Origin of the sequence: Synechococcus sp. O70.2, assembly GCF_047462135.1 — a bacterium.
GTDB lineage: Bacteria > Cyanobacteriota > Cyanobacteriia > Thermostichales > Thermostichaceae > Thermostichus.
Window position 1 is genome coordinate 155,136 of record NZ_JANSIS010000001.1, and the last position, 17,656, is coordinate 172,791.

General features: G+C 59.9%; 15 protein-coding genes and 1 other RNA gene. 9 read left to right on the plus strand and 7 right to left on the minus strand.

All coding sequences use genetic code 11. The features are described 5' to 3' along the window. Positions 1-153: 153 nt before the first annotated feature. Entirely contained in the window at positions 154-735 is a 582-nt protein-coding gene (locus NW812_RS00690) for a hypothetical protein (protein ID WP_414393153.1), read from the plus strand. 66 nt (positions 736-801) lie between these two features. Then, positions 802-1,530, plus strand: coding sequence for an SDR family oxidoreductase (locus NW812_RS00695; RefSeq protein ID WP_414393155.1), 729 nt, complete (start codon positions 802-804; stop codon positions 1,528-1,530). A gap of 227 nt (positions 1,531-1,757) precedes the next feature. Here NW812_RS00695 and recR read toward each other — a convergent pair whose 3' ends face one another. Next, entirely contained in the window at positions 1,758-2,357 is a 600-nt protein-coding gene (recR, locus tag NW812_RS00700) for a recombination mediator RecR (RefSeq protein WP_414393157.1), read from the minus strand. Positions 2,358-2,361: 4 nt separating this feature from the next. Then, on the minus strand, positions 2,362-2,691 hold the full coding sequence (locus NW812_RS00705) for a YbaB/EbfC family nucleoid-associated protein (RefSeq protein ID WP_414393158.1): 330 nt from the start codon (positions 2,689-2,691) through the stop codon (positions 2,362-2,364). Positions 2,692-2,849: 158 nt separating this feature from the next. Here NW812_RS00705 and pyrE point away from each other — a divergent pair, with 158 nt between their 5' ends. Both pyrE and malQ read left to right on the plus strand, forming a co-directional pair. Beyond that, positions 2,850-3,464: an orotate phosphoribosyltransferase gene (gene pyrE / locus NW812_RS00710; RefSeq protein WP_414393160.1), complete on the plus strand. Its 615-nt coding sequence runs from the start codon at positions 2,850-2,852 to the stop codon at positions 3,462-3,464. 83 nt (positions 3,465-3,547) lie between these two features. Next, positions 3,548-5,176 carry a 4-alpha-glucanotransferase gene (gene malQ / locus NW812_RS00715; RefSeq protein WP_414393162.1) on the plus strand — a complete coding sequence of 543 codons (1,629 nt, stop codon included), beginning with the start codon at positions 3,548-3,550 and terminating at the stop codon, positions 5,174-5,176. On the opposite strand, the gene thrS is transcribed toward malQ, so the two are convergent. After that, positions 5,154-6,965 (minus strand): threonine--tRNA ligase, encoded by a 1,812-nt coding sequence (thrS, locus tag NW812_RS00720; protein WP_414393164.1) that lies wholly within the window; start codon positions 6,963-6,965, stop codon positions 5,154-5,156. The genes malQ and thrS overlap by 23 nt on opposite strands. A gap of 172 nt (positions 6,966-7,137) precedes the next feature. Here thrS and NW812_RS00725 point away from each other — a divergent pair, with 172 nt between their 5' ends. Together NW812_RS00725 and NW812_RS00730 are read left to right on the plus strand one after the other, a co-directional pair. After that, on the plus strand, positions 7,138-8,850 hold the full coding sequence (locus NW812_RS00725) for an HD domain-containing protein (RefSeq protein WP_414393165.1): 1,713 nt from the start codon (positions 7,138-7,140) through the stop codon (positions 8,848-8,850). Positions 8,851-9,135: 285 nt separating this feature from the next. Continuing rightward, a complete protein-coding gene (locus NW812_RS00730; protein WP_414393167.1) occupies positions 9,136-10,539 on the plus strand; it encodes a pentapeptide repeat-containing protein in 1,404 nt (467 codons plus the stop codon). 130 nt (positions 10,540-10,669) lie between these two features. Here NW812_RS00730 and NW812_RS00735 read toward each other — a convergent pair whose 3' ends face one another. Next, the gene (locus NW812_RS00735) at positions 10,670-12,280 is read right to left on the minus strand and encodes an S-layer homology domain-containing protein (protein WP_414393169.1); all 1,611 of its coding nucleotides are present in this window, start codon (positions 12,278-12,280) and stop codon (positions 10,670-10,672) included. 322 nt (positions 12,281-12,602) lie between these two features. On the opposite strand from NW812_RS00735, the gene NW812_RS00740 reads away from it, so the two are divergent. Further along, entirely contained in the window at positions 12,603-12,830 is a 228-nt protein-coding gene (locus NW812_RS00740) for an indolepyruvate ferredoxin oxidoreductase subunit alpha (protein ID WP_414393171.1), read from the plus strand. A 3-nt stretch (positions 12,831-12,833) separates the two neighbouring features. Here NW812_RS00740 and NW812_RS00745 read toward each other — a convergent pair whose 3' ends face one another. Then, positions 12,834-13,358, minus strand: coding sequence for a hypothetical protein (locus NW812_RS00745; RefSeq protein ID WP_414393172.1), 525 nt, complete (start codon positions 13,356-13,358; stop codon positions 12,834-12,836). A 186-nt stretch (positions 13,359-13,544) separates the two neighbouring features. Between NW812_RS00745 and ssrS the strand changes: the two genes are divergently transcribed. Continuing rightward, positions 13,545-13,730: non-coding RNA, 6S RNA (ssrS, locus tag NW812_RS00750), on the plus strand. Positions 13,731-13,776: 46 nt separating this feature from the next. Here ssrS and NW812_RS00755 read toward each other — a convergent pair. Beyond that, positions 13,777-15,654, minus strand: a complete 1,878-nt coding sequence (locus NW812_RS00755; protein ID WP_414393174.1) for a protein kinase domain-containing protein — start codon at positions 15,652-15,654, stop codon at positions 13,777-13,779. Between the two features lie 123 nt (positions 15,655-15,777). On the opposite strand from NW812_RS00755, the gene NW812_RS00760 reads away from it, so the two are divergent. Continuing rightward, complete coding sequence (locus NW812_RS00760) at positions 15,778-16,614, plus strand: inositol monophosphatase family protein (RefSeq protein WP_414393176.1); 837 nt, start codon at positions 15,778-15,780, stop codon at positions 16,612-16,614. Here the strand turns inward: NW812_RS00760 and NW812_RS00765 are convergent. After that, positions 16,569-17,552, minus strand: coding sequence for a glycosyltransferase family 2 protein (locus NW812_RS00765; RefSeq protein ID WP_414393178.1), 984 nt, complete (start codon positions 17,550-17,552; stop codon positions 16,569-16,571). The genes NW812_RS00760 and NW812_RS00765 overlap by 46 nt on opposite strands. Positions 17,553-17,656 lie beyond the last annotated feature (104 nt).

Below are 17,656 nucleotides of genomic sequence, written 5' to 3' on the forward strand. Positions count from 1 at the left end.
GGGGGGGTTTGGATGGGATGGCTTATAGCTCTTATTATTTGGGTCCTTATTCTCTTAGGCCTTCTGGCGCTTGTTGTCTATCTAGAGAAGCTAGCTGACTATCTAGAGAAGAAGCGTCGGGAAGCTTTGGAGCAGGTGGCCAGGAGCCTGGGCATGTCGTTTTCAGCAGAGCTACCCGAAGGGATCCGCTCCCGCTTGCTTCAGGCAGGCTTTAAACTATTTGAACAAGGCTACGATCGACGTTTCTACAACTCAATGTCCAAGCGGCTAATCGATGGAACTGAGATCGGTGCCTTTGACTATCAGTATAGGTACCCCAGCGGCAGGGGCAAGAGTCGCAGGATTGTCTGGGGCAAGAGTCGCGGCACTCATTGCCAGTCTGTTTTCTGGGCCTATTGCGAAGACCTACGGCTACCTCATTTTCGGCTGCACCCAGAAGTTCCCTTGTTCCACGACGTTGCTAAAGCTTTTGGCATGCAGGATATCAATTTCGAGAACCATCCCAAGTTTTCTCGCCGCTACCTTTTGCGCGGAGAAGATGAGGCCAAGATTCGCCTGCGCTTCCATCCTAGGTTTCTTAGCTTCTTGGAGCAGCATCCTCCTTGTTGCGCTGAGGGATCCGGGCCGCAGCTTATTGTTTGGCGGGACGACCAACAGGTGAGTCCAGAAAAAATGGCAGACTGGCTGCGCTTCGGGGAAGAATGGGTGCAACGACTGCGGCTGCGTCGCGTTTAACTCTCTGGATCGTCCCTCAAGGCCACTCCCTGGGTATGATGAGAGGAAGAGTTTAAAAAACGTAACGTGTCTTCCTCATTGTCCCAGGCGGTTGTTCTCATTACAGGGGCCACAGGGGGAATTGGCAGTGCCCTTGTGCCTCTCTTGGCCCAGGCCGGAGCCCATCTAGTGCTGGCGGCGCGGCGAGAAGGGCCCCTAGCCACCTTGGCCGAGAAAGCAGTAGCCCTCGGGGCTGCTTCTGGAGTGGGGATCCCCACAGATGTAACCGACTACGCCCAGGTCGAGGCGCTGGTGACCCAAACGCTGCAGAGGCACGGGCGGATCGATGTGCTAATCAACCTCGCCGGCGCCGGCATCCTCAAACCTGCCCCGCAAATTACCCCCGCTGACCTGGAGCAGATGCTGGCGGTCAACCTCAAGGGCAGCTTCTACACCAGCCAACTGGTGGCCAACGCCATGCGGGAGCAGAAGTCTGGCCATATTCTCAACTTCCCCGGCATTCTGGGTCGCCACCCCATGGCCATGGCCTCTGCCTACTGTGCTGCCAAGTTTGGCGTGGTCGGTTTTACCAAGTGCATGGCTGACGAGCTGAAGCGCTTTGGGGTACGCTTTACTCTGTTTTACTTTGGCGGCATCGACTCCCCCTTCTGGGATCCCATCAGCCTCAAGGTGCAGCGGGACAAAATGCTCAACCCTGCCACGGCTGCCGAGGCCATTCGCTTTGTCCTCACCCTGCCGGCCAATGCCGTGCCCAATGAGGTAGTGCTGCAGCCAGAGAGCCATCAGTTCCTCTAAGGCTTGCCAAGAGCACCTCCAGGCTAGAGGTGGGATCCCTGCTGGCTAACTTGGCAAGGCCCCTCTTGGCTGAGGGGCTAGAGAGCTACTTGCGGCTATTTGGGCAGAGTGTTTAGCGCCACCACCCGCCTCCCGGAACGCCTTGCCAGCTCTGATCCTATCTAGGAGAGTTTGGATCCTGGGCTTCACCGACTAGCTCCCCAGCCCGTCCTTCCGGCAGCCTGCTGCTACAGCTCCTGCCGCGCTTCCAAGGCTCGGGCCAGGGTAACCTCGTCGGCATACTCCAACTCCGATCCCATGGGCAGGCCAAAAGCTAGACGAGTCATGCGCAGGTTGGGAGCAACCGGCTTCAGGTAATCTTTAACCACATGCATGGTGACCTCCCCCTCTACACTGGGGCTGAGGGCAAAAATGAGCTCCTGGGGCTTCTCCCGCGCCACCCGTGCCACCAGTTCGCGGATGCGCAACTGCTCAGCCCCGATCCCATTCATGGGCGAGATCAAGCCCCCCAATACGTGGTAGAGACCCTTAAACTCGCGCGTTCGCTCTACGGCGATGAGATCCCTGACATCGGCCACCACGCACCAGAGCAGGCGGTCCCGCTGGGGGGAGCGGCAGATCTCGCAGGGATCCTCTGCCGACCAGTTAAAGCAGATGGAGCAGTGCTTAACGGTTTGCTTGGCTTCCAGCAGGGCTTGGGCCAGGGCCTCGACCTCGTGGGCAGGCCTGTTGAGCAAGTGCAAGGCGAGCCGCTGAGCGGTTTTGGAGCCAATGCCGGGCAGGCGCTGCAGCTCCTCGATTAGGCGAGCCAAAGGGCGAGTGTACACAGGATTAGCCCAGCCCCGGCAGGCTGATATTTGCCGTCAGTTCCTCCATGCGTTTGCGCATCGTCTCAGCCGACTGGGTGTAGGCATTCACCATTGCCGTCAGCAGCAAGTCCTCCACCACATCCACTGGCTCCTGGAGGACTTGGGGATCTATGGACACCTTAAGGGGCTCCTGGTTGCCGTTGACCGTCACCTTCACCAAGCCATTGCCGGCCTCGCCAACAATTTCCATTTCTTCTAGCTCTTTTTGCAGCTTTTGGGCGCCGTCGCGCACCTCTTGAGCTTTTTTGAGGGCTTCCTGAATCTTGCCAAAGGGTCCAAAGCCTCGCGTCATGGGATCCTCGTAGTTGAGAGACTCTGCTGTTCTACTCTACTCCTTTCCTTCCGTTGGTAAAAGTACCTGCCCTTCCAGATTGGATCGGGCTTCTTTGTTGGGCTGCCATCTTCGGCTATCGTTGCAACGAGTGCAGTGGAAAAACTTGGATCCCTGCTGTGTTGTTACTGGAGTGTTCCCCCTTAAACCTTTCCCCGGCTGAGGCGCGGGAGAAATTGCTCTATTTGCTGGCACAGCTGGCCTACCGCGAGGGATCCTTTACCCTCACGTCCGGGCGGCAGAGCTCCTACTACATCAACTGCAAGCCGGTCACCCTCCACCCCCAGGGGGCCTACCTGGCTGGATCCTTGCTCCATCGGCTATTGCCCCCTGAAACAGCGGCGGTTGCCGGGATGACGCTGGGGGCAGATCCCCTGGTGACGGCAGTGAGCTTGGCTTCTCTTCATGCCCAGCCGGCTAACCTAGCAGCCCTGATTGTCCGCAAAGAGCCCAAGGCTCATGGCACCCAGGCCTGGATCGAGGGGCCAGAACTGCCAGCCGAGAGTCGAGTGTGGATCTTGGAGGATGTCGTCACTACGGGTGGCTCTGCCCTCAAGGTTGTAGAGCGGGTACGCGCGGCAGGCTATCGGGCAGAAGGAATCCTCGCCTTAGTCGACCGGCAGGAAGGGGCAGAAGCTCGCTTTTGCCAGATGGGGATTCCCTTTCGCCGCCTGTTTACTCTCGAAGAGGTGCGGGCTTGCCACCGGGCTGTCGGTCAAGGCTTGAGGAGCTAGCTTGGGCGTGCGGGGACTTTCCATCAAGCTGCAAAAGTGACAGCATAGGCGGTGGAATACCTTTTGGGCAAAAAGGCACAGCCATGCGCAGGGGCAGACTCAGTGGGATCCTCTTGCACCCCACTTCGCTGCCGGGATCCTTTGGCATTGGCGACCTGGGGCCGGCCGCTTATCGGTTTGTGGATTTTCTGGTAGAAAGCGGCCAGCGCCTCTGGCAGGTGCTGCCTCTGGGGCCCACTGGCTGGGGCAACTCCCCTTACATGAGCTTTTCTGCCATTGCCGGCAACCCGCTGCTGATTAGCCCGGAGCTACTGGTCGAAGCTGGCTGGCTGGAGGCCAACGCCTGGGAGGATCTGCCCCAGTGGCCAGCCATCCAGGCGGGGGATGCTGAGCGGGTGGACTACGGGATTGTCATCCCCTTCAAGCTGGGTCTTTTGCAGCGGGCCTGGGCCACCTTCAAGGAAAAGGCTAGCGCTGCTGACTGGGAAGCCTTTCACGCCTACTGTGCCGAGGAGGCGGATTGGCTACCGGACTACGCTCTCTTCATGGCTCTCAAAGAGGTGTATGGCGAGCAAGAGTGGACTCAGTGGCCTCCAGCCCTAGCCCAGCGGGATCCCCTTGCTCTCCAGGAGGCCCGCGACCGCTACGCCGACGCAGTCACCCGCCAGATGTTTTGGCAGTATCTGTTTGCCCAGCAGTGGAGATCCCTAAGGGAGTATGCCCACCAGCATCAAGTGCAGCTCATTGGCGATGTACCCATCTATGTTGCCGCCGACAGTGCTGACGTGTGGGCCAACCGGGAGCTGTTTCAGCTCGATGAAGAGGGGCGGCCCCTATGGGTAGCCGGCGTCCCCCCCGATTACTTCAGCCCCACTGGGCAACGCTGGGGCAACCCCCTCTACAACTGGGAGGTGCTTAAGGCTCGCGGCTACGACTGGTGGATCCGGCGCATCCAGGCCATCCTCAAGCAGGTGGACTATGTGCGCATTGACCACTTCCGCGGCTTCGAGAGCTACTGGGCTATTCCCAGCAAGGCAGAAACGGCGGTGGAAGGCGAGTGGCAAAAGGGACCGGGAGCGGATTTCTTTCAGGCGTTGGCCGACAAGCTGGGGGAAATTCCAATCATTGCCGAAGATCTAGGAGGAGAGATTACGCCAGAGGTGGTGCAACTGCGGGATCAATTCAGCCTGCCCGGCATGAAGGTCCTGCTATTTGCCTTTGGCGCCGGCCCCGACAACCCACACCTGCCCCACAGCTACGAGCGCAACTTCGTCGTCTACACGGGCACCCACGACAACAACACCATAGTGGGTTGGTTTGAGGATCCGGATCGCCCGGAGTGGGAGAAGCAGAACCTGCTGCGCTACCTGGGCTGCCAGGGATCCGCTGGCATCCACTGGGATCTCATTCGCCTGGCCCTTGCTTCCGTGGCCGATCTGGCCATTATTCCCCTCCAGGACGTAATGGGCTTGGGGGCAGAGGCGCGCATGAACTTTCCCGGCAGAGCCGAAAACAACTGGGCCTGGCGCTACCGCGAGGAGATGCTGCGCCCAGAGCTGGCCCAGCGGCTGGCCGAGATGAGCGTGACCTATGGACGCATCTCTCCCCATGATCTAGAACAACGGCGGGCGGCCCTGGCCCAGGAACGGGCGGCTGCAGCAGCCGCAAGAAGCCATTCCCAGGCAGGTTCTACTCAAGCGCTTGCGCCTTAGCCAGGAACTCAGCCACTGTCAGGGATCCCAGGTCTTTTCCGTGGCGCTGCCGCACGCTTACCGTGCCGGTTGCCTGTTCTTGTTCTCCCACAATAAGCATGAAGGGGATCTTGGCCTTCTCGGCATTGCGGATCTTTTTGGGCAGGCGCTCGCTGTCGGCATCGATGTGGACGCGGATCCCGTGCTCCCGCAGCTGATCCCGCACCTGGATGGCATAGCCCAGGTATTGGTCGGAAACGGGCAAAATGCGCACCTGTTCCGGCGCAAGCCAAAAGGGAAAATCCCCCGCATACTCTTCAATGAGGATCCCGATGAGCCGCTCCAGCGAGCCAAAGGGAGCGCGGTGGATCATTACCGGCCGCTGCCGGGATCCGTCTTCAGCTATGTAGTACAAATCAAAGCGCTGCGGGTTTTGGTAGTCTACTTGCACCGTGCCCAACTGCCACTCCCGATCCAGCGCGTCGCGGAAGATAAAGTCCAGCTTCGGCCCGTAGAAAGCTGCCTCCCCGATCCCTTCAAAATAGGGCATCGACAACTTTTCCACAGCACGGCGAATGGCATTTTCAGCCATGTCCCATTCTTCCGGCGATCCCAGATACTTGTCAGACTTGGGATCGCGAAAGCTAAGGCGGGCACGGAAATTCTTGAGTTTGAGCTTGTCGAAGACTACCAGAATTAGATCCACAACATTGAGAAACTCCTCCTCCAACTGATCGGGCCGGACAAAGAGATGGGCGTCGTCCACCGTAAAGCCGCGAACGCGGGTCAGGCCCCCCAGTTCCCCCGACTGTTCGTAGCGATAGACAGTGCCGAATTCGGCATAGCGCAGCGGCAAGTCGCGGTAGGATCGCAGCTCCGATTTGTAGATCTGGATGTGAAAAGGACAGTTCATCGGCTTCATGACAAAGCCTTGCTCTGCCGCCCGCGCTTCCTCGCTTTCTGCCATCAGGGGAAACATGTCTTCCCGATACTTTTGCCAGTGGCCGGAGATCTTGAACAAATCCACGCGGGCAATGTGGGGGGTGACCACTGGCAAGTAGCCCCGCTTGAGCTGCTCTTGCTTGAGAAAATCCTCCAGCACCCAGCGCAGAAGGGTTCCCTTGGGAGTCCAAAGGGGCAAGCCCGGTCCCACCTCGTCGGAAAAGATAAATAGCCCCAGCTCCCTGCCCAGCTTGCGGTGATCCCGCTGCTTGGCCTCTTCCAGCCGCCGCTTGTATTCCTTTAGCTCCTCCGGCGTCTCCCAGGCCGTGCCGTAGATGCGCTGTAGCTGAGGTTTGGTTGCGTCTCCCCGCCAGTAGGCGCCGGCCACGCTGAGCAGGTCAAAAGCCTTGGGGTTGAGCTCGTTGGTGTTTTCCACATGGGGGCCAGCACAGAGATCCCACCACTCGTCCCCCAGGTGGTAGATGGTGATGGGCTCGCCTTCGGGGATGCTCTCAAGGATCTCCAATTTGTAAGGTTCGCCAAGAGCCTCGATGCGGCGTCTAGCTTCTTCTCGAGTCACCTCCTCGCGGATCACCGGCAAGCCTTTTTTGATAATGGCCTGCATCTCCTTTTTGATGCGCTCCAGATCTTCCGGCGTGAAGGGCTCGGGGTGGTCGAAATCGTAGTAGAAGCCGTAGTCGGTTGTCGGGCCGATGGCTACCTTCGCCTTGGGAAACAGCCTCTGCACCGCCATAGCCATCACATGGGAGGTGGTATGGCGAATGCGCTCCAGCTTGGGAGACTCCTGAGTGCGCAGCAGCTTGAGAGGACTACTGGCCTGTTGAGGCGATTCGGCTGGTCGAGACATCGGAACCCGCGGTAACAACTTCGTACTTAATCTTAGGCTGAGGCAAGGGCAGCCCCAAGGAGGACAACCAACAGCTGGCTGGCTGAGATGCCCTTAAAGCCAGCGGTTGACCAAGAAAAAGGGGCAAAAGCGCACAGTATTCTAGAAGTGTTGCCACCCCTACCTTCGCTTCATGAGCCTCTCGCCTGCCAACCTCGCTACACACTCTGCCGCCTCTGAACTGAAGCCGCTCTCCATTGCAGACGCGGGAGTTGCCCCCGTCATCGCCGCCATTGATGTGGGCAGCAACTCTCTGCATATGGTGGTGGTGCGCATCAACCCCCACATCCCCAGCTTCACCATCATCTCCCGCGAAAAAGCCACCGTCCGCCTGGGGGAGTTTTGCAGCCAGACAGGCGCCCTTACGCCTGTTGCCATGGAACGGGCGCGGACGGCTCTGGAGCGGTTTTGCCGCATTGCCGAAAGCTTTCAGGTGCAGGATATTGTTGCGGTGGCCACCAGTGCCGTGCGCGAAGCCCCCAATGGGCCGGAGTTTTTGAAGCGGATTGAGCGGGAGCTGGGCCTGCGGGTGGAGCTCATCTCAGGGCAGGAGGAAGCCCGCCGCATCTACCTGGGCGTGCTCTCGGCCATGGAGTTCCACAACCGGCTGCACGCGGTGGTGGATATCGGCGGCGGCTCCACTGAGCTGATTTTGGGCAACGGCCAAGAGCCGGAGTTTCTGCGCAGCATCAAGGTGGGAGCGGTGCGCCTGACCCAAGCTTTCCTGCACCACGACCCGCCTACGGCTGGTGAGCTGCAGGCGCTGCGGCAGCATATTCGCGGCATGTTGGAAGCTCCCATCGAGCAGATGCGGCGCATTGTCGAGTCGTCCCCCCAGGCGGGATCCCTGGCCTTGGTGGGCACCTCCGGCACCGTGGAGTGCCTGGCCCAGTTGGATGCCCGCCGCCGCCTGGGCGATCCCCCCACTCGCCTGCACGGGTACAGGTTTAGCCTGGAAGCCCTGCGCGGCTACATCAAGGAGCTGCGCTCCCTCACCGTGGCCGAGCGGCAAAAGCTAGCTGGCCTAGGGGAAAGGCGGGGAGAGATTATCCTAGCTGGGGCGGTCATTTTGGAGGAAGTGATGACCCTGCTGGGGGTGGAGCAGATCCAGTTTTGCGAGCGGGCCTTGCGGGAAGGGCTGATCGTGGATTGGATGATCAGCCAAGGGTTAATTGAAGATCGGCTGCGCTACCACAGCTCGGTGCGGCGGCGTAGCGTTCTCAAGTTGGCAGAGAAATACCAGGTCGAGATCCCCTATGCCGAGCGGGTGGCAGAATTTGCCCTCAGCCTTTTCGATCAAACCCGTGGCATCTTGCACGGCTGGGGATCCCGGGAGCGAGCTCTCCTCTGGGCGGCGGCCATGCTGCACAACTGCGGCCACTTCATCAGCCATGCCGCCCACCATAAACACTCCTACTACCTCATCCGCCACGGGGAACTCTTGGGCTTCAACGAGGAAGAGGTGGAGGTGATTGCCAACCTAGCCCGCTACCACCGTAAGTCGCCCCCCAAGAAGAAGCACGAGAACTTCCAGCGCCTCACCAACGAGCGGGATCGCCAAGTGGTACTGGAACTTAGCCCCTTGCTGCGCATAGCCTGTGCTCTTGATCGCCGCCGCCTGCAGGCCATCCAAGCGGTGCACTGCCGTTTCCAGCTTTTGGGAGAGGGCCCCCGCCGCATGGAGCTAATTTTGGATCCCAAGCATCCCAACGACGACTGCGCCCTAGAGCTGTGGAGCTTGAACGAGAAGAAAAAGGTCTTCGAGCAACAGTTCAAGCTGCAGGTAATTCCCAAACTATCCACCCAGATCCAGCCCAGCGCCGATCCCTTTGAGGTAGCCGTCTAGCCAGGGAGTACATTCTGCACAAGTAGACTCAAGACTTGGCTCTACTCAGACTGTTGGAATTGGCGACAGTTGGAGGGTCTGCTGATTACGGCAAAAATTTGTGGGTGTGGATTTCACTTCCATGGCGGCTGGGTGGGATCTATCTGGGCTCGGCTCCACTAAGTGCTCGTCTCTATCGGCCCAGAGTGCTTGAAAGAATCCCTGCTTTTGAGGGGGCTGACGTACTCTCACGAGGCAGCATGTGGCTGTTGAGGCCAAGCTAACGTCTAGCCAGGAGGCAGTACGGTGGCGGAAAACTTCAATACTGTTTCGGGCGGACAAGGGCCTGGCGGATTGGATCGAGCCTTGGGTAACCTGGTGGCTATTCGACAAGCCCTGGCCAGTCCGGATCCCCAGGTCCGCATCGAGGCCCTTAAAGAGGCTCTCCACCATGGAGAAGAAGGGGCGCAGCTTCTCATCAAAGCCCTGCACGAAGATAAAGATTGGGAAGTAAAGTTTGTTGCTTGGGAAACGCTTCTGAACTCGGGGGATCCCTGGCTTGTACAGGTGGCAAAGGCGTACCAGATCCCCCTGCGACAGGTTGGAGATATTCGAGCGAAGTATGGCGCTAGCGAGCGAGACTTCCGGTGGGCTAATTTGAGGGGGGCCGACCTGAGCAGAGCCAACCTGAGCGGTGCCGACCTGAGGGGGGCCAACCTGAGCAAGGCCAACCTGAGCAGAGCTAAACTAACCTGGGCCAACCTGAGTGGAGCCAACCTGAGTGAGGCCGACTTGAGGGGAGCCAACCTGAGGTGGGCCAAGCTGAGGGGGTCGGTTATTTCTGAAACGACTCAGCTAGACCCCAAGTGGCGGCTAGTCTGGGAAATCGTCAACGGTCAGGCTAACCTGAAGAACCTAAGTGGAGCCGACCTGAGCAAGGCTGACCTGAGCGGAGCTGACCTGACCAAGGCCAACCTAAGCGAGGCCAATCTGAGCAGAGCAGACTTGAGCGAGGCCAACCTAAGCGAGGCCAATCTGAGCAGAGCAGACTTGAGTGAGGCCAACCTGAGCGGAACCTACCTATGGGGAGCCAACCTAAGGGGGGCCAAGCTGAGCGGGGCTAACTTAAGCGGGGCCAACCTAAGGGAGGCTGACTTGGACAGAGCTGGCCTAAGGAGGTCAGTTGTTTCTGAGACAACCCAGCTAGACCCCAAGTGGCGGTTAGTCTGGGAAATCGTCAACAGTCAGGCCGGCCTGAAGAACCTAAGCGGAGCTGACCTGAGCGGGGCCAACTTGAGCGGGAGCAACCTGAGCAGAGCTAGCCTGGGTGAAGCCAACCTATATGGAACCGACCTGCGCGACGCTAACCTAATTGGGGCCGACCTAAGCAGGGCCGATCTGCGCGATGCCGACCTGCGCGGAGCCCATCTGCAAGAAGCTAACCTGGCTGGGGCCGACCTGAGAGGCGCCAACCTAAGAGGTGCCAACCTCACTGGGGCCAACCTGAGCAGAGCTCAGCTCATTGGGGCTGATTTGGACGAGGCTAATTTGAGCCAAGCCAACCTAAGTGGGGCCGACCTGAGCTGGGCCAAGCTGCTGGGCACTCAGCTTAGGGAAGCCAACCTAGCAGGTGCCAGGCTCAATCTTGGATGGGGATGGTTCAAAGATTTGACGGGCACAATTCTCCCCGATGGGACACGCCATCCTTGACTTTGTAGCCCCAAGGTCTATGGGGTGTTGGTTGGAAAAGCGGCAAAGGTGTACCAGAGCCCCCTGCGTCAGAAATCATGCTTTTAGTTGGCCCCTTCCACAGGGGGCAGCCCTGGAGAGACCGCGTAGGTCAAGGAGCAATGGTAATAGGCGAGGGGCTGGTTTGGATGGCCCTTTGCCCACCCCGCTCCAAGATTACCTCGATGATGCCGTTGTCAACTGGCTGCATGTTGGAGGGCAGTTGCTGCTGAGTTTCATAGAGGCCCGGTGCCACCTCCCGCATCTCTACCTCGGGAGTTACCCCGACAATACGAAAAGCGGCCCGCCCTCCGGGATCCCCTTGCATTGTTACTCTGAGGATCTCGCCCCTGCGCAGGTTGGTGCTGTTGGTGGTAACGCTGAAAATCCGAGGCGGCCCGGCGACCACAGGCCCAGAAGCCGGCTGAATGGTGGGGCGGGTTCCTTTGGATCCATCGATTGAGAAAGGAAAGATCTCCCGGTACTCCTGGCTGAGGCCGTCTTTGGTAAGCACAACCCGCAAGGTGGGATTGGTGGCCTGGTGGGTGGGAGCCACCACGTAGGTGCCCTCGTAGTGGTGAGGCCGCACCTCCCGCATTGGCTGGTTTAGGGCCAGGTTGCCCAGGTCAAATTGGGCCACTCCCCCTGAGTCCCCCCAGATGGCGATGGTGAGGATATCTCCTTCCACTAGGTCGCGCTGGGGATGCAGGCGAATGGCCGTGATGCGAGGGCCGTGGCTGGCGGCCAGGGGGGTAGGAGGGGCAGGGGCCGGCTGGGGCAGAGGGGTTGAAGAAGGGAACAGTGGCTCTACTCTCGGGGGAGCGACCTTGCCCAAGGCCAACTGGGGGAGCCGCCGCTGAACACGGGTCTCCAGCCCGTTGAGGCTAAGTTGAATGCGGATGTCGGGGCTAAGGGCGCTGTCTTGGGGGCCAAGGGTGTAAACGGCGCGGTAGTAGCCAGGCTGCACCTCCTCCATGGGCAAGCCCCGCACCAGGTCGCCGATATCCACGCTGGCCTTGCCGTTGGGGGTGCCCTGGGCCTCGACCGTCAGGGTTTGCCCTGGCAGCACCACTCCCGCTTCAGGAATGACTCGTGTTTGCAAGATTTCAGGCTGAACGCTTTTGGCCACTGGCGCCGGGGAAGGACGCAGTTGGGCTACTGGAGGCGGCAGAGGCGGCAGCTTTCCGCGATGTACCAGCGCCTGGTGCAGCAGCACTGCTCCTTCACCACGGCTGAGGATCCGGTTGGGCCGCAGCTTGGCGGGATCCGGCACATTCACCAATAGGCCCGCTTCCCCTGCCATAGCCACAAGAGCTCGCCCCACCTCTGGCACCTCAGCAGCGTCGGTGTACAGAGCCATCCAGCGCTCGATGTCAGCCTGGCTGGGAGCAGGCAATCGCAAGGCCCGCACCAGGATGGCTAGAGCTTCTAGGCGGGTGAGATCCCCTTGGGGGCGGAACTCGTTGCCTTCGTAAAGACGCATGGCCCCTGCCTGTAGCACCGCCTGCGCCGTCCAATAGTCAGGGGTGTTAGGCTCAAGGTCGCGAATCTCTTGCACCTGCTTGGGGTTGGGCACGTAGCCGAAAAATTCGGTTAACCACCGGGCCAATTCCAGGCGGGTGAGAGGGGCTGACAGTGGCTCCCGGGTCAGCACCAGGTCTGTTTGGCGCTCCAGCGCTGCCACGTAGGCTTCAGTCCAGGCCAGCGAGGCTTGCTGTTGCACACCTTGGGACCAGGTGGGTAGGCTAGCACTCGACCAGGCGAGCACCCAACCTAGGCCTAGCGCCAGGGGCCACGAGCACCGCATGGCTGCCGCTCCCGTTTGATTTGGATTCCCTCAGGGAAAGCTTAGCCCAAACTTCCACCCTCTCTCCCCGCCTTCGCTAGCAGTTGCGGGTGCGCTCTTTGGCGGTGGCTCCCCAAGAATTTACGCTCGTTTTCGCCTAGAATGACAAAGCCATCCGCCATGCAGGGGCAGAGGGCGAACAGACTTGGGGCTTGCTGCCTTGGCCAACAGGACTAAGAAGTGTCCGCGGGAGGGATCCATGCCGCACACCATTGTTACTGACGTTTGCGAAGGCGTTGCCGACTGCGTGGAGGCTTGCCCGGTTGCCTGTATTCACCCTGGGAACGGCAAAAATGCCAAAGGCACCGACTACTTCTGGATCGACTTTGCTGCTTGCATTGACTGTGGCATCTGTCTCCAGGTTTGCCCCGTAGAGGGCGCTATCCTCCCCGAGGAAAGACCAGAGCTGCAACGAGTACCCAGCTAACCTCTAGCCCAGAGAGGCCAAGGCCAAGAGGCCACTGGTCAACCAGTTCAGGGAAAGGATCCCTCCCAGAAAGGCCATCGGGATCAGGCCTACCAAACGCCACCACTCTAGATCCAGGGCCACCGCCGCCGCCCGCACCTGCCAAACCCCAAACCACACCAGGGCCACCAAGCCCAACAGGGATCCGGCAACCCCGCCCAAAGCTTGGGCAGGCCCCAGCAGAAGCCAGGGCAGGCCGGCAAAACCCGTCAGGCAAAGCAGGGCCGCAAAGGAGGGGGCAGCCCGCCCAAAACAAAAGGCCAGGCCCTGCAACAAAGCTGCCAAGCTCACCCAGCCCAGGAATCCCGCCAGGACTGCCAGTACTAGGCTCGGCAGGTTGAACCCGAAGCGGCGAATGGCCTCGAGGAGGTTAAGCAGCGCTACCACCCCAAACGCCTGCCAGAGGACAGGCTGTTGCCGCAGCAAGCGAAAGGTACGTTCTGGCAGGAACCAGGCGCCGTAGATGTTGTCCAACAGAGAACCCAGCATGGCTAGAAGGACGTTTCAATAGGGACATTCCAAAACGGATGCACGCAGAGATTCTCCCCTTTACGGGAGCTACCTGACCCGCATGCCCCTACCGTACCCCAAAAAGCCACAGAGCAAGGGATCCGAAGAGGGACTTCTTGCTAGGCCCTTGACAGATCCCGCAGGGGAATGGGGTAAGATGGCCAGAGGATACTGAGGCGTTGGTGACTGCCGTTATGTTTTTGCGATCGATACCCTTTGGCAATTAGGACGGGTGTGGATGTGAGAGTAGTAAGCCAAACTTGGTTTGGAAACTATCAATATCATCCCCGATGTCCTATCGTGGATTTTCCAGGTCGAAAACAACGGTAAAACGGCGCAAACAGTATCCCTAAGGAGGCCCTCAAGAGAGGGCTTTCTTGCTGTTTTGGAGTCTTTACTACCTGCGGCACCAATACAAAAGCACAAGAGCGCTAAGGGGACGGGTAGAGGCCAAAAGACCTGCAAGGAGCAGCAACCAGGGGTTCCCAGCAGAGCTAGCCAACAGCAAGCCCATGAGCAGAGCCGCTCCTCCCCCTTCTGCCCCTGCTGCTAAGAGCCAGGCCCAGGCAACTTTCCCCTGTCGAGCCAGTAGGATCCCTTGCAGCCCACCGACGCCAAGACCCACCAGCAAGCCGCGTAGGGGGCTAGCCATCGCTGGGAGGATCCTCTGGATCCAGGGATCGTTCGGATCCAAGACAGGGATCACCCCCTCCACCTGAGGAGCTAGGAGATCTGTTGCCAGCCAACCCACAGCTGTAGCCAGCAGCGTAGCCGCCACCCACCGCCAAGAGACCTGCCGCCGCAGCACTGCCCACTGCAGTAGCCCCGTCATCAGGCCAAGACCAGCCCCAACCACCGCCCCTTGGAGGGATCCGAAAGGAACCAGCAGCGGAGCCAAAGCCGCCAACCCTAGGTAGCCGCCGCCAGCTGCTGCCCCATTGGCCAAAAGCCAAGCCCAGGCCAACCTTCTGCCCCGCCGAGGTGTAGCTGTAGGAAACAGGGTAGGTCTGTGGTCAGAACCCACCTGCTGCTCGACCTCGCGTAGCCCCTGTTCTGCAAAGGGATTGCCCGGTTCCAGCCGCAGCACCCCTTGGTAGTCCATCTGGGCAAGACCCCAATGGCCTTGCCGTTGGTGAGCCAGGCCGCGGTAGAGATAGTAGCGGGCGTCGTTGGGAGTCTTCTGGATTAGCTCGCTGAGGAGGCGGACGGCCTTCTTGTACTCGCCTGCCTCGATCCAATGCACGGCTTGCTGCAGCTTTTTCTCATCTGCCTCCGAGCTGGAGGGAGCCTGTGGAGTCCCTTGCCCGCCAAAGCCCGCGGGGATACGCCGGGGAGGGGTCTCCTCTTGCCGCGGAGAATAGACAGCCTGGAGCTCTTGAGCCAGCTCTTCCATAGTGGCGGGGCGAAGGGCAGGGTCTTTCTCCAAACAACGCAGCACCACCTTTTCCAGCGCCTCGGGGATAGGGTGAGGCAGGGGATGGTCTCGCAGGGGACGGGGCTGCTGAAAGTTATGGACGTGGTACCAGCCCTGCAAGGTATCGGTGTCGGGCTCGAAGGGAAGCTTGCCAGTGAGTAACTCGTACAGCACCACCCCCAGGGAGTAGATGTCGGAGCGGGCATCTAGTTTTTCTCCTCGCATTTGCTCCGGGGAGGCGTAGACCATCGTGCCCAGAAAATAGCCCGTCTGCGTCAAGCGGCGAGAGGCTTCTCCCATGAGCTTGGAAATGCCGAAGTCGAGGATTTTGACCCGCTCCTTGCCGTCAGGACCCTTTTGCACGAAGATATTGCTCGGCTTGATGTCGCGGTGGATAACGCCGCGAATGGAGTGTTTGCCTAGATCCATGTGGAAGTTGTGGGCATGGTGCAAGGCTGAGCAAATTTGCAAGGCCAAGTTCACCACCCGCTCAGGAGGCAGAGGGCCCTCTTGCGCCAGCACGGAGTCCAAACCTTGGCCCGTGTAGGGCTTGGCGTTTAGGTACTCCATCACCAGGTAGGGCTGGTTTTGGTACAGGCCGTAGGAGCGTACCTGCACAATGTTGGGGTGCTCCCCCAGCAAAGCACTTACCCTTGCCTCGTCCAGGAAACGCTGCTGCAGTTGCTGGTAGTACTCCGGCCCCATGTCCGGCGGCGGCGGGCGCAGCAACTTGACAGCTACCACCTCGTTGCCAAGCTGGGTATCCACTGCCTCGAACACCTGGCCATACCCCCCCTCACTGATGGGTCGGATCAGCCGGTAGCGGTTGCCAATCAGTTGTCCAATCAGTTGCGGGTTCATGGAGGAGGAAGGCCGGTTGCGGCAGACCTGTCAGCGATTCTAGTCGGCTTGGAGCTGAAGGCGGTCGGGGAAGAGAGGATCTGGCTGATCCTGGGCTACTTAGGCTGCCGCTAGGATTAGAGCATGGAGCTTTCCTCCTTTTGGCGCGAGGTCACCGAGTTTGCCCTCCAGCTGACAGCCCGGGTGGGCTCTCAGCTTTTAGCTGACTTTGGCCAGGCACGCTCCACGGAAAAGGCGGATGGCAGCTTAGTAACCTCTTCCGACCAGTGGGCTGATCGGGCCTTTCAGGAGGCAATTGCCGCTGCTTATCCAGATCACGGCTACCTGAGCGAGGAGTCAAACCACATCTTCCCCGAGACAGAGTGGTGCTGGGTGGTGGATCCCCTCGATGGCACCACCAATTTTGCCCACGGGATCCCCATCTGGGGCAGCTCGCTGGCGTTGCTGCACTGGGGCCTGCCTGTGTTTGGCTGTGTCCATTTGCCACCTATCCGCCAGACTTTTTACGGCTATTGGCCCCAGTTTCCCGGGGATGCCCCAGCAGGGGCCTTCCTCACCCGCCACGACCGGCATCCTGCTTGTCCTCAACCCATCCGCCCCAGCACCGCTCCACCCGGCCCCAACCAACTGTTTAATTTTTGCTCCCGCAGCGGCCATTGGATTAGCCCAGAATTTCCCTGCAAGGCGCGCATGCTAGGGGGAGCTGCCTACAACTTGCTCTTGGTGGCTAGCGGCAGCCTTTTGGGCGCGGTGGAGCGCTCGCCTAAGATCTGGGATGTGGCGGCAGTGTGGGCTATTGCTAAAGGAGCTGGCGCAGTGTGGGAGCCTCTGGGCCCGGCTGACCCGGATCCCGGCCAGCCTTTGAGGGTGGGCAAGGACTATGGCCAGCTGACCTACCCGACGCTCTTGGTGGCTCAGGCAAAGTGGGTGCCGCTGTTTCGCGCCTTTATTTCCCTGTAAGCGGCATAAACTGCTTGCACGTTATACCAGTTGAGAAAGAAAATCCGACACAGCTCTAGGGCCAGTTGGGATTGTCCCTTCTGGATTAGCCAGCGCAGCAGCGGTTCCAGTCGCTTTTCGTTCAACCAGCCCCCCAGCGACAGCAGGCCCCAAAGGATTTGGTGCAGGGGCGTTAGCTGGATCATGAAACGCACCGCCCAGGTGGGGTGTTTTTGGTAGAAAAGGATGCCCATGCGGCCCCGCTGCCGCTCCCGCTCAATGAGCTCTGGAAGTTGCTGCAGCTCAAAGGGGGGGTGCCAGTGGTAGCCAGTGGCCTGGGGGCACTTGACCAGGCGCAAGCCCAGGCGCTTGAGCCTCACCCCCAGCTCCAGGTCTTCCCAGCCATAGAGGTGAAACCGCTCGTCGAAGGGGCCGGCAGGGGTTTCGCAGACCTGCTCTAGCCAGTGGCGGGCGATAGCCACATTGCCGGTGGCAAAAAAAGCGGCCGAAAAGTCGGTGAGCTTGAAAGGCTCGGAGCGGGGATCCTGGAAGTTGCAGGTGTTGATGACCCGCCCGTAGGTGAAGACCTTGGCTTCGTGGGGCGAGTTGGGATTGCCGGTAACCCCATGCCGCCGCAGCATCTGGGCATGGGCGGCCAGGAAGTGCTCCACCACCACTAGGTCGCTATCGATGAAGACGATGATGGATCCCTGGGCGTGGCGAAACCCCAGGTTGCGAGCTGCAGCAGGGCCGCGGTGCTCTTGGCACAAGAGTTTCAGGGGCGGCAAGGCCGGCGGCTGGCTCTGCAGCCATTCCACCGTCCCGTCGGTGGAGCCGTCGTCTACCACCACCACCTCGTAGCCGTCGTAGGGGCCGGGCTGCTGTTGCGCCAAGGCTCGCAGACACTGCTGCAAGATGGGAAGGCGGTTGTAGGTGGGAATGATGACGCTGATGTACACCGAGGATCCCTAGCGCTGCAGCCAATGTTAGCGTTTCGGAGGCTTTTTGACGGCCAGCCCAGCTATGGTTGTTCAAAAGAAGAGGGCGAAGCATTTCCTGCAGC